We start from the raw sequence: 12,040 nt of genomic DNA on the forward strand, positions 1-12,040 counted from the left end.
GTGTGGGGCTGCGGCGCCGACGGGACCTGGGCCATGGGCGTGGTCGCCGGGTCATGGGCCGGGGGGACCTGCGGCTGCACAGCCGTCACATCCGGCTGCGCAGCGGCCGGGGGCGCGCTTCCAGGAGGCCCCTGGGGAGCATCGGCCGGCACTGGAGGTGCGGACGGAACGGACGGGGCGGCCTCGGCCGCGGTGCCCTCGTTGCCCTCGTTCTCTGTGCTCACAGCTCTGTACTCCTCGGTTCCACATCATGATTCGGCAAGAGATCCGCTGTGCACGTGTCTGGAGTCAGCTTTTCCCACAGCACGTCAGACCACTGTAAGCAGGACCTGTGCATCCGCGCACGGGTCTTTACATCGGGCAAAACGGTCCCGCGTCGCAAGGTTCGCGCGCCCGCGGGCCCGCCGGTGACACCATGACGCGGTGACCCAAGCACGGCAGCAGCACACCACGCAGCATCCCATCCAGGTCATCGCACACCGAGGCGCGTCCGACGACGCCCCCGAGCACACCCTGGCCGCATACCGGAAGGCGATCGAGGACGGCGCCGACGCCCTGGAGTGCGACGTACGGCTCACCGCCGACGGCCATCTCGTATGCGTACACGACCGTCGGGTGAACCGTACGTCCAACGGTCGCGGCGCGGTCTCCGCCCTGGAGCTCTCCGAGCTCGCCGCCCTCGACTTCGGCTCGTGGAAGGACCGCGAGGAATCGGAGTCCCCGGACTGGGACCCGGTCCCGGGCGAGCTCACCTCCGTACTCACCCTGGAACGGCTGCTCGAACTGCTCCTCGAGACACGAGCCGCCGGGCGTCCGCTCCAGCTGGCCATCGAGACCAAGCACCCGACCCGCTGGGCGGGCCAGGTCGAGGAGCGGNNGGCCCGCTCCCTGCACCGCATCCAGGACGCCTCACCGGATCTGCCCACCGTCTATCTGATGCAGTTCGTCTCGCCGCGACTGCGCGACGGACGGCTGCCGGCCGGCGCCCGGATCGCCGGTCCCGGGATGCGGATCGTGCGCAGTCACCCCGGCTACATCGACCGCCTGCACCGCGCGGGCCACCGGGCACACGTCTGGACGGTCAACGAACCGGAGGACGTCGACCTCTGCGTCCGGCTCGGAGTGGAGGCGATCATCACGAACCGCCCGAAGCAGGTCCTGTCACAATTGGGACGCTCTTCATATCAGTAACAGGGAGTACACCGGCGCATTCGGGCTGCACTCGATCGTTACGAGTGCGTCACTGGCAGACCACTGGCCGGTTTCCGGCCCAGCCCAGGGGGGCATCCACTCCGTGGCGTGGGGCAAAGGAGGTCTCGGGGGTGGCGTTGGTGGTGGCACAGGAAGTGCCCACGTCGTCGAGCATGGCCGTTCCCCATGGCCCTGCGGGCGTGGGTCAGGCACGGCACCGGATGCGTGAGCAGTTGCGCAGCCACGGGGTGTCGGATTCGGTCGTCGACGATGCTGTATTGATCCTTTCCGAACTGCTCAGCAATGCCTGCCGGCACGGCAGGCCGCTGGGCCGGCACAGCGACGTGGGAGAGGGCGACGTGCGCGCCGCCTGGCGCGTCGACAGAACGGGCGGGCTGACCGTCGAGGTGACGGACGGAGGCGGTCCGACCCGACCGGTTCCGGCCACTCCATCGGTAACCGCGCGCGGCGGCCGAGGGCTCAACATCATCAGCGCACTCGCCGAGAAGTGGGGCGTGCGCGACGACTCGTCCGGCGAGGTCACGGTCTGGGTGCTGGTCAACGAAGGGCCGGGGCGCCCCGGCGGCCGGCCGGGCGGACAGGGCAACGGACGGGCAACGGGTACGACCGTGCTGCCGGGCGCGACCGGAATGCCCGTCGTGCCGGGGCTCGACGGGCTGGATCTCGCCGACGCCTTCGACGACGCGGGCTGAACTGGGCGCAGCCCCGTGGGCTGACGCGTCGCAGGCCTACGCGGGCGAGCCCCGCGGGCTGGACACGCGGGCTGGCCACGCGGGCGAAGCGGTACGACAACCGGGAAGGCGGCACCAAAAGCGCGGCACCCGAAACGCGGCGTTCGCGGGCCCGTGCCCGCAGGCGGCTGGGGCAGCTGTGCCCCGGACACCGCACGGGCGGCTAGGCTCGCGGCCCAGACCGCACTGTCGCAACCGTCGCAACCGGGAGAAAGCCCACCATGGCCAAGAAGCGCCCTCAGACCAAGGCCGGGAAGCAGCAACTCAAGGACGGCGAGATCCCGGTGGTCGGGGCTCGCGAGCCCTGCCCGTGCGGTTCGGGCCGCCGTTACAAGGCCTGCCACGGCCGCGCCGCCGCCCAGGCCGTGACCGAGCTGGTCCAGCGCCCCTTCGAGGGACTGGCCGGCGAATGCGACTGGGTCGCGCTGCGCGAGCTGGTCCCCGCGGCCACGGTCGAGCTGACGCTGGAGGGCGGGCTGCCCGAAGGCGTGCCGTCCGTGACGCTCGCGACCGTGCTCCCGATGGCCTGGCCCGCGCTGCGCCGCGACGACGGCTCGGTCCTGCTCGCCCTGCAGAACGACACCTCTTCCGGTGACCTCAGCCGGGACCTCGCCGACACCCTGCAGCGGGCGCTGGAGACCGAGCCCGGCTCGCCCGTCGCCGCCCGGCGTGTTCCGGCCGACGGACCCCGGCTGCAGGATGTCCTGGACCCGGATGCGCCGTTCGCGCCGGTCGTGCACTCCGGCTTCGAGTTCTGGGTGCCGGACTCGGAGAACACCACGGCCGAGGTGTCCGCCTCCCTGGAGCGCGCGAACGACGCCGCGATCCCGACCGTCCTGCTCACCGGGGTGGACGCCGCCTACTGGTGCGAGACGCCGGACAAGAACCACCTCCGGTGGGTCATGCCGCACCCCGAGGAGCAGCTCCTCGACGCTCTCGCCCGGCTGCACGCCGCCGGAGTCTCGTCCCTCGGCGAGGGGACCCGGCTGGTCGGCTCCTTCCGCGCGCACGGCCTGATGGTCCCGGTCTGGGATCTGCCGAGCGCGATGGGGGCCGAGGAGTGCGAGAAGCCCGCCGCCGTGTTCGCGGAGCGGCTGGCCACGGCGCTCGCTTCGGACGCGCCCCTGACCCCCGAGGAGCGCCGGGCGCGCGGCGGGCTCACCAACCGCCAAGTGACACTCAGCTGACAGTGACCATCACCCGGACCGTACGGTGACTCGCGTCACAACTGACCGTACTGACAGGTAAATCGCTGTCCGAATACATGAGATCGAATTTGCGAACGGCAGATCTCTTGTTACCGTTCTAGAAGCCCGGTCGCTGGTGCATCCCCCGTCGCCAGCGACCGGGCATCCTCATTTTCGGGTACGGCGCCCACGGCGCACGCACGGCGCGCGAACCGCGCACAGACCTGACACGGTCCCCGGACGAGCCCTTCAGTGACACAAGCCCCGCCATCTGCTGCCCGGCCTCCGACGGCTCGCGGCGCTCCCGTCAGTTCGGCCGGCTCGGACAGCAGCGGCCACTGGCCTGCGTCAACCCGGCTCGGATCAAACCGGATTGGGTCCGGCCCCCACAGAACCCGGATCGGATCCGGTGCCCGCAGCGGCGCCGCACACCCCCGGATCCCGCGTCAGCCGCAGGGTCCGCCGGCGCCGGGCGGGAAGGCGCCGACCGCAGCCGTCCGCCGAACCTTCGGACATCCGCAGGAATGCGGCTGCCGCCGGAATGCAGCCGAAGAAACACCGGGACAGCGCCCGGACAGCCCCTCTGACAACGTCTGAAGTGATCCTCGAAAGAGAAACTCGAACATTCTTCGAACGCGTTTCGGAGGGGGCATCAGAAATCCGACCGCCGAACGACTTTGTACCGGCGTGCTTTGCACAGCCGGCACAAGGCCATGGCGGCGGCCGACGGCCCGGAAGATCCAGCAGCACACCGTTGCGGGTATCCCCGGCGGGCCCCGGCTGCCCGGTGTGCGGCGATTCCTGACGTCGCGCCGAAATCCCGGCGCGCCGCCGCCGCCCGCCCGTCAGTAGGCGAGCCGGCTACCGCCGTCCGGGGCGCTGTTGCTCGCTTCGACCAGCGCGTCCAGAACCGTCCCCACATCCGGCAGCCACGGCGAGGCGGCCGCCGCGACGGGCGCTCCGCCCGTCAGCCGCAGCCGGGAGACCCGGTCCGGGGCCCGCTCCCAGCGCACTTGCCCCGCACCGGTCTCGGACGGCGGAAGGACGAGATAGCCCCCCTCACCGTGGAACCGCAGCGAACTGGGCACCCAGTCCTGCGCGTGCAGCAGTTCACCGAGCCGTTCGAGGGTGTACGGGGCGACCAGCAGCGACCACCGGGTCGGCGTCGCCACCACGGGGCCCAGCCGCACCCCTATCCGGTCGAGTCCGGCCAGCGCGCCGGCACCGGCCGCGGCCGGCAGGCTCAGTGCGCACGGGGCCGACCCGCCGGTGGCCAGCACGACCGGCGCGGTGGGCCGGTTCGTCCACCACCAGCGCACCATTCGCGGGTCGGTGGTCGCCGCGAGCAGTCCGGGATCGAAGGGGTGCGCGCCGGGCACGGCGCACTCGGGATCGGGGCAGGCGCAGCCGCGCTCACCGCGGCCGTCGGCCGTCTGCAGCCCCACTCCCGGGAGTACCGGCCACCGCCACTCGGTGGCACAGGCCAGGGCCGCGTCGAGCTGGGCGGGCCTGTCCCGGAACCGGAGCCTGCGTCGCCTTCCGAGGATCTCGCGCATGAGCGCTCGTTCCTTTCCGTTGAACGCCGAGGGTCCACATCACACCACGCGTGCGTCACATCGCGTGTGCGGAAATTCACTGTGTGTACATGCTCGTCGAGCCTGCGGTACGGGTTGGTCGTCGCTACCGAGCGTGAGCTGTGCTGAGCCGAATCGAGCCGGTTCCAGTCGAAATCGTGGCGGGGCGCAGGGCGCGTATCGCGCCTGCCGTCCGTACGTACAACCTCGCCACTCGGGGGTGGGGCGTGGCCGTCACACATGAGGACGTCCGGGCCCGCTGCCAGGTTCCGGGAGTGGTCGGAACCACCCCTGGCCATCTATCGACTACGTACCCAGCATGCCCGGAATGACGCTCCCCTCGGGACTTCACCCCGAGGGCACCTCCTGCCCGAGCAGACCCAGTCGACCGCAAATAGCTGCCGCAGGGTGCATTTTTTGGCCAAGTTAGTTATCACTTGGACACCACAAATCCCGTGGGGACAATGCTGGACATCGCCTCACTTGTGCGTGTACATGTGGATGCACTGATAGCGGCGCAGAATGACATGGGGGTTTGCGATGCTATTCGACGAAAAACACCAGTCGGAAAGCCGGCAACCATGAGCGCCCCGCACCTGCCGAAAGTGGCTGGAATCGATCCCACAGTTCCGGTTTCGACGCACACTGACGGGCCTCTCTCCGAGGTGCCCGCCGCCCCCAGTGCCTTCGTCCAGGACCGTCTGGCGGGCTGGGTCTCCGACCTCACCACGCTGCACGAGCTCACCGAGCGGCTGGCCAGAACCAGCACCCTGGACGACGCACTTCACGAACTGCTCGACGCCGGAGCCGCTCTGGTGGGAGCCCGCCGCGGGCTGATCGCGTTCGAACCGTCCGACCGCCGCGGCCCCGTCAGCACCATCGGCCTCGGACTGGCCCACGCGGAGCTCGGCCAGATCGAGACGGTGCCGCGCAGCGCCACGTCCTACGGACGGATCCTGGAAGGTCTGCCCAACGCCGAAGGCCCGCTGACCACCCCCGACCTGCCCGGCGACACCGGCCTGGACCCCCGCAGGCGTGAGGTCGCCGCCCGGCTCGGCTACGCCGCCAGCTACGCACTGCCGATCACCACCGACCGGACCGGCCGGCTCGCCGCCGCCGTCTGGCTCTACGACGAACCCGCCGAGCCGCTGGAGCGCCAGCGCCACCTGATCGGCCTGTACACCGGGTACGCCGCCGAACATCTGGCCCGGCTGCTGGAGCTGGAGCGGGCCAGGACCGATGTCGCCACCGTCACCGAGGAGCTCCTGCCCAGCCGGATGCCCCGGATTCCCGGCGTGGAGCTGGCCGTACGCCATCACGCCGCGCCCCAGGGCGGCAACGACTGGTACGACGCGCTGGCCCTCCCGGAAGGTGCGCTCGGCCTCGCCGTCGGCTCGGTGAGCGGCTCCGGGCCGAGCGCCCTGGCCGCGATGGGACGGCTGCGCGCCGGCCTGCGGGCGTACGCGGTGATGGAGGGCGAGGACCCGGTCGCCGTACTCTCCGATCTCGAGCTCCTGCTGCGGCTGACCGAACCCGCCCGTTCCGCGACCGCGCTCTTCGCCTACTGCGAGCCCGCCCGCCGCAAGATCCTGCTGGCCGGGGCCGGGCACACCCCGCCGCTGATCGTCGGCGACCGGCGCACCGAGTACGTGGAGACCACCCTGTCCGCGCCGCTGGGCATGCTCGCCTGCTGGGAGGCGCCGAGCGTGGAGATCGCCCCGGCGCCCGGCGAGACCGTACTGCTGTACACCGACGGCCTGCTGCGCCGGGCCGGGGACTCGATGGACCGGGCGTTCGCCCGGCTCCACTCGGCGGCGGCGAGCGTCCCCAGGGCGCTGCGCCATGACGCCGCGTCGGTCGCCGACCATGTGCTGCGCACCATGCTGCCCGACGGGCCCGAGCAGGGCGACGACACCGAGGACGTGGTGGTGCTGGCCGCACGGTTCGACTGAGCCGCCGCGGTGCCGCCGGTCCGTTCACGGTGGTCCGAGCAATCCGGGTAAGAGGTCTTCCGGCCCTGGGCCCCCTTCCGTACGCCCGTACGATGGAGGGGGCCCAGTGTCGTATCAAGGAGAGACAAGTCGTGTCTGAGGAGCTCACCCCGGAGAACCCGGAGACCGAAGAGGCAGAGCCGGTCAAGCAGCGGAAGAACGGCCTGTACCCGGGCGTCTCCGACGAGCTCGCCGCGAGCATGAAGTCCGGTTGGGCCGACACCGAGCTGCACGGACTGGAGCCGATCGCTCAGGCCGGGCACACCGCCGACCGCCGCGCCGCGCTCTCCGCGCGCTTCCCCGGCGAGCGGCTGGTCGTTCCCGCGGGCCGGCTGAAGACCCGTTCCAACGACACCGAGTACGCCTTCCGCGCCTCCACCGAGTACGCGTACCTCACCGGCGACCAGACCCAGGACGGCGTCCTCGTCCTGGAGCCGAAGGACGGCGGCCACGAGGCGACCGTCTACCTGCTGCCGCGCTCGGACCGTGAGAACGGCGAGTTCTGGCTCGACGGCCAGGGCGAGCTGTGGGTCGGCCGCCGCCACTCCCTCACCGAGGCCGAGCAGCTGCTCGGCATCCCGGCGAAGGACGTACGGGAGCTGCCCGCCGCGCTGACCGAGGCCACCGGCCCGGTCCGTAACGTCCGCGGCCACGACGCCGCCATCGAGGCCGCGCTGACCGACAAGGTCACCGCAGAGCGCGACGAGGAGCTGCGGGTCTTCCTCTCCGAGGCACGCGTGGTCAAGGACGCCTTCGAGATCGCCGAGCTGGCGAAGGCCTGCGACATCACCGCGCGCGGGTTCGAGGACGTGGTGAAGGTCCTCGACAAGGCCGAGGCGACGAGCGAGCGGTACATCGAGGGAACGTTCTTCCTGCGCGCCCGCATCGAGGGCAACGACATCGGCTACGGCTCGATCTGCGCCGCGGGCCCGCACGCCACCACCCTGCACTGGGTGCGCAACGACGGCGCGGTGCGCTCCGGCGAGCTGCTGCTGCTCGACGCCGGCGTGGAGACCAACGACCTCTACACCGCCGATGTGACCCGCACCCTTCCCATCAACGGCACGTTCACGCCGCTGCAGCGGAAGATCTACGACGCGGTGTACGAGGCCCAGGAGGCCGGTATCGCGGCGGTGAAGCCCGGCGCCGGCTTCCGCGACTTCCACGACGCCGCGCAGCGCGTTCTCACCGAGAAGCTCGTCGAGTGGGGTCTGCTCGGCGACCGGTCCGTGGACGAGGTCCTGGAGCTGGGCCTGCAGCGCCGCTGGACCCTGCACGGCACCGGCCACATGCTCGGCATGGACGTCCACGACTGCGCCGCCGCGCGGACGGAGTCGTACGTCAACGGAACGCTGGAGCCCGGGGTGTGCCTCACCGTCGAGCCCGGTCTCTACTTCCAGGCCGACGACCTGACCGTCCCCGAGGAGTACCGCGGCATCGGCGTCCGGATCGAGGACGACATCCTCGTCACCGAGGACGGCAACCGGAACCTCTCGGACAAGCTGCCGCGTCAGGCCGACGAGGTCGAGGCCTGGATGGCCCGGCTCAAGGGCTGACCTGCCGCCGGCCGGTCACGGGCCGCCGACGCGCGCCGGAGGGCGCCCTGCTCAGGACACCATGAGCAGGGCGTCCTCCCGCCATTTCAGGATCTTGTCGAAGCTCACCACCGCGCCGCCGCGCCCCGGCCGGTTGCCGAAGTGGACATGGTCGGCGAGCTGCTCGATCAGGCAGAGGCCACGCCCGCTCTCGGCGGCCAGCGGCGGATGCGCTGGCTGCTGCCCGGCCTGCTGTGACTGGAACTGCCGCAGTTCGTACTGCTGCGGTTCCTGTTGGTACGGATCGTGCTGCTGTTGTTGCTGCTGTTGCTGCTGTGCGGCGTCGCGAAGCGTGCGCCGGGCGGGGAAGCCGGGACCGGAATCAGAGACTTCGATGCGGCATTTCTCGCCGTCCAGATACGCGGTCACCCGGTACTGCCCGCAGGCCGTACTGGACGGCTCCTCCCATGCGTCCCAGATCCCCCCGGCATCGTCCGGGCCGCCATGGACCCCGCCGTGCTCGACGGCGTTCGCACAGGCCTCGCTGAGCGCGACCGACAGGTCGAAGGAGATGTCCGGGTCCACGCCCGCGGATTCCATGGTGCCGAGCAGGAAACGACGGGCGAGCGGAACGCTCGCAGCTTCGCGCCGCAGATGGAGTGACCACCACATGCTCATGCTCCAGCCTCCTGGCTGCGGCTCGACATACCGATACGTATTGCCGCCCGATGCCGTTCGTAAGCACGGACGGGATGTGAGACCGCTCATTCGGCGGATACCCGGGCTTGCCACACCTGTGCATGCCCGCCCACAAGGCCTCTCCTACCCCGTCCGCAACCATCCCCAACAGCCCGGTGCGCAGCCAATCGGGCGGAAGGTGACCTTCCGGACCTGCCGTACGGCGGTCGGGGTCGCAGTGCGATGATGACCCGGCCATGTCTAGGTCTGTGGGACGCGCCGGAGCCGGTCTGCGGCTGTTGAGGGCCGCGGTGTTCGCCGCGGTCTGCGTCGCGTTGTCCGCAGCCGGACACGCACTGGCCTCCTGCGTGGCGGTGCCCGGGTGGACCCTGCTCGCCGGATTCCTCGGGATTCTCGCGGTGGCGGTACCACTGGCCGGCCGCGAACGCTCGCTGCCGTCGATCGCGGCGGCCCTGGCCGGCGGACAGATCGCACTGCACACGCTCTTCGGTGTCGGTACGCACACCGCGACGCAACAGCCCGCGGCCGGTGAGGACTCGCTGATCCGGTTCGCGGCCGGCCTCGTCTGCGGGGCGGGCCCCGCGCAGTTGAGCGCCACCGACGCCCATCGCATCGTCACCACCGCGGGCATCGACCCGGCATCGGTGACCGAGCAGGCCCATCAGCACCTGGCCACCGCCCCCTCCGGCGGCATGGCCGGCACCGGCGGAGCGGCCGGCCTCGCCGGAATGTTCCCCAGCCTGCCCATGCTGCTCGGCCACCTGCTGGCAGCGCTGGCCACCGGCTGGCTGCTGCGACGCGGTGAGATCGCCCTGTTCCGGCTCGCCCGGCTGTCGGCGCACGGCGCCCAGCAGGTCGCGGCCGCAGCCCGGCTGCGGGCGCTGCGCGCGGCGCTCGTCCTCGTGTCCGCCCTGCGCGCCGGCCTTCCGGGCGGACCGGCGACCGGGCCGTGCACCCTCCGTACGGCCGTGGACGCACCGCCCCCGGTCACCGGGGACCCCTTGCAGCACATGGTGATCAGACGCGGGCCGCCGCCCGTATGCGCTCTCGCAGCCTGACGCGACGCCCTCCACGCGATGCACGCGCGCCCCTCGCAGGCACCTCTCCGGTGCCGGTGCGGGCCGGCGCGCACCCGCTGCTCGTGAGGAAGAGGTGTCGCGATGCCGTCGCGCACCCGCGCGGCGGAGCACCTTTCCTTCGTGCTTTGTGGAGTGATCCCTGACATGAACGTTTCCCGCATCGCCCTCGTCGGCGGCGTCGCCGCGTCCACCGTGCTCATCCTCGCCGGTACGGCCTCCGCCCACGTCAGCGTCCAGCCGCAGGGCGAGGCCGCCAAGGGCGGTTACGCCGTCATCAACTTCAAGGTCCCCAACGAGCGCGACGACGCCGCGACGACCAAGCTCGAGGTCAACTTCCCGACCGACCACCCGCTGGCCTCCGTCCAGCCGCAGGCGATCCCCGGCTGGAAGATCGACGTCACCACCAGCAAGCTGGCCAAGCCGCTCGACATGCACGGCAAGAAGATCAACGAGGCCGTCTCCAAGGTCACCTGGACCGCGGACGGCGCCAAGATCGAGCCCGGCCGCTTCCAGCAGTTCCCGCTCTCCGTCGGCCAGCTCCCCGAGAACGCCGACCAACTGGTGTTCAAGGCCATCCAGACGTACGACGACAAGGAAGTCGTCCGCTGGATCGAGGAGCAGAAGGACGGGGCCGAAGAGCCCGAGAGCCCCGCTCCGGTCCTCAAGCTGACGGCTGCCACCGATGCCGCGCACGGCGCCGCGGCCGCCGGCTCCACTGGCAAGAACGCTGCCGCGGACCAGTCGAAGGACAAGGAGACGACCGCTTCGGCGTCCTCCTCCAGCGACACCACGGCCCGCGTCCTCGGCGTCGTCGGCATCGTCATCGGCGTCGCAGGTGTCGCGTTCGGCGTGCTGGCCGGCCGTCGGCGCACCGCCTGACCGTCCAGAAGCCCCACCCGTTACACCGACCCATCAGGAATCAGTGCTCCATGGTTAAGAAGTCTGTGCTGGCCGCGGCGCTCGTCGCCGCGGCCGCACTCACCCTGTCCGCCTGCGGCGGCAGTGACAACGACAGCAAGAAGCCGATCGCCGACGTCTCGACGGAGGCGAGGACCAAGGCCGCGACGGTGCTCGACGATCCGTTCACCAAGCCGAATCTCGTCCTGACCGACACCCACGGCAAGAAGTACGACCTGCGCGAGAAGACCAAGGGCAAGCCGACGCTCATCTACTTCGGCTACACCACGTGCCCCGACGTCTGCCCGCTCATCATGAGCAACATCGCGATCGCCAAGAAGTCCCTCCCCGAGGCGGACCGGGACAAGCTCCAGGTCGTCTTCGTGACCACCAACCCGGAGCAGGACACCCCGTCCTCGCTGGGCAGCTGGCTCAAGTCCCAGGACTCGTCCTTCATCGGTCTCACCGGCGACTTCCCGACCATCCAGGCGGGCGCCCGGCAGATCGGCATCGGTATCGACGCGCCGAAGAAGGAGAAGGACGGCAAGGTCATCTCGATGCACGGCTCGCAGGTCATCGCGTTCTCCCCGAAGACCGACAAGGGGTACGTGCTGTACGGCGAGGACACCACGCCCGACGACTACACCAAGGACCTCCCCAAGATCATCAAGGGGGAGAAGCCGTGAACCGCCGCACCGCCCTCGCCGGCGTCCTGGCCCTCTCCACGGGGCTGACGCTGGCGGGGTGCTCCTCCTCGGACAGCAAGCCGGAACTGAAGGTCAGCGGCGCGTTCATGCCGCAGCCCGTCAACGACATGGCGGCCGGCTTCCTCGTCGTGCAGAACAGCGGCGGCAGCTCCGACCGGCTCACCTCCGTCACCAGCCCGCTCTCGGACGACGTCACGATCCACGAGACGAAGAACCAGACGATGCGCATGGTGACGTCCTTCGCGGTACCCGCGGGCGGTGAGCTGGACCTGGAACGCGGTGGAAACCACATCATGTTCATGAAGCTCAAGCAGCGGCCCAAGCAGGGCGACAAGGTGTCCGTGGAGCTGCACTTCGAGAAGGCCGACCCGATCAAGGTCGACCTTCCCGTGAAGGAGACCACCCACAACCCGAAGAAGCAGTGAGGG

Annotated in this window: 11 protein-coding genes and 1 pseudogene; 9 read left to right on the forward strand and 3 right to left on the reverse strand. The window is 70.6% G+C overall.

Annotation, left to right across the window (positions count from 1 at the left end; translation table 11 throughout):
• A pseudogene (locus J1C73_RS27105) lies at nt 1–224 on the reverse strand (protease); the annotation flags it as partial.
• A 199-nt stretch (nt 225–423) separates the two neighbouring features.
• On the opposite strand from J1C73_RS27105, the gene J1C73_RS27110 reads away from it, so the two are divergent.
• The 3 genes from J1C73_RS27110 (at nt 424) to J1C73_RS27120 (ending at nt 3,130) form a co-directional block, all read left to right on the forward strand.
• Nucleotides 424–1,191 (forward strand): glycerophosphodiester phosphodiesterase family protein, encoded by a 768-nt coding sequence (locus tag J1C73_RS27110; protein WP_207318694.1) that lies wholly within the window; start codon nt 424–426, stop codon nt 1,189–1,191.
• Between the two features lie 155 nt (nt 1,192–1,346).
• A complete protein-coding gene (locus J1C73_RS27115; protein ID WP_372446745.1) occupies nt 1,347–1,904 on the forward strand; it encodes an ATP-binding protein in 558 nt (185 codons plus the stop codon).
• Between the two features lie 260 nt (nt 1,905–2,164).
• Nucleotides 2,165–3,130: a DUF5926 family protein gene (locus tag J1C73_RS27120; RefSeq protein ID WP_207318695.1), complete on the forward strand. Its 966-nt coding sequence runs from the start codon at nt 2,165–2,167 to the stop codon at nt 3,128–3,130.
• 845 nt (nt 3,131–3,975) lie between these two features.
• Here J1C73_RS27120 and J1C73_RS27125 read toward each other — a convergent pair.
• Nucleotides 3,976–4,686 carry a bifunctional DNA primase/polymerase gene (locus J1C73_RS27125; protein WP_207318696.1) on the reverse strand — a complete coding sequence of 237 codons (711 nt, stop codon included), beginning with the start codon at nt 4,684–4,686 and terminating at the stop codon, nt 3,976–3,978.
• 482 nt (nt 4,687–5,168) lie between these two features.
• On the opposite strand from J1C73_RS27125, the gene J1C73_RS27130 reads away from it, so the two are divergent.
• Together J1C73_RS27130 and J1C73_RS27135 are read left to right on the forward strand one after the other, a co-directional pair.
• Nucleotides 5,169–6,656 (forward strand): PP2C family protein-serine/threonine phosphatase, encoded by a 1,488-nt coding sequence (locus J1C73_RS27130; protein ID WP_207318697.1) that lies wholly within the window; start codon nt 5,169–5,171, stop codon nt 6,654–6,656.
• Nucleotides 6,657–6,787: 131 nt separating this feature from the next.
• On the forward strand, nt 6,788–8,251 hold the full coding sequence (locus tag J1C73_RS27135) for an aminopeptidase P family protein (protein WP_123460507.1): 1,464 nt from the start codon (nt 6,788–6,790) through the stop codon (nt 8,249–8,251).
• A 51-nt stretch (nt 8,252–8,302) separates the two neighbouring features.
• Here the strand turns inward: J1C73_RS27135 and J1C73_RS27140 are convergent, their stop codons facing one another.
• A complete protein-coding gene (locus tag J1C73_RS27140) occupies nt 8,303–8,908 on the reverse strand; it encodes an ATP-binding protein (protein ID WP_207318698.1) in 606 nt (201 codons plus the stop codon).
• Nucleotides 8,909–9,165: 257 nt separating this feature from the next.
• Between J1C73_RS27140 and J1C73_RS27145 the strand changes: the two genes are divergently transcribed.
• The 4 genes from J1C73_RS27145 (at nt 9,166) to J1C73_RS27160 (ending at nt 12,037) form a co-directional block, all read left to right on the forward strand.
• Nucleotides 9,166–9,987 (forward strand): hypothetical protein, encoded by an 822-nt coding sequence (locus J1C73_RS27145; RefSeq protein ID WP_207318699.1) that lies wholly within the window; start codon nt 9,166–9,168, stop codon nt 9,985–9,987.
• Nucleotides 9,988–10,152: 165 nt separating this feature from the next.
• The gene (locus J1C73_RS27150; protein WP_207318700.1) at nt 10,153–10,887 is read left to right on the forward strand and encodes a YcnI family copper-binding membrane protein; all 735 of its coding nucleotides are present in this window, start codon (nt 10,153–10,155) and stop codon (nt 10,885–10,887) included.
• A gap of 50 nt (nt 10,888–10,937) precedes the next feature.
• A complete protein-coding gene (locus tag J1C73_RS27155; RefSeq protein WP_207318701.1) occupies nt 10,938–11,591 on the forward strand; it encodes an SCO family protein in 654 nt (217 codons plus the stop codon).
• Nucleotides 11,588–12,037, forward strand: coding sequence for a copper chaperone PCu(A)C (locus J1C73_RS27160; RefSeq protein ID WP_207318702.1), 450 nt, complete (start codon nt 11,588–11,590; stop codon nt 12,035–12,037). The genes J1C73_RS27155 and J1C73_RS27160 overlap by 4 nt, the downstream gene beginning before the upstream one ends.
• Nucleotides 12,038–12,040 lie beyond the last annotated feature (3 nt).

The organism is Streptomyces laculatispora (assembly GCF_017353455.1).
Taxonomy (GTDB): domain Bacteria; phylum Actinomycetota; class Actinomycetes; order Streptomycetales; family Streptomycetaceae; genus Streptomyces; species Streptomyces laculatispora.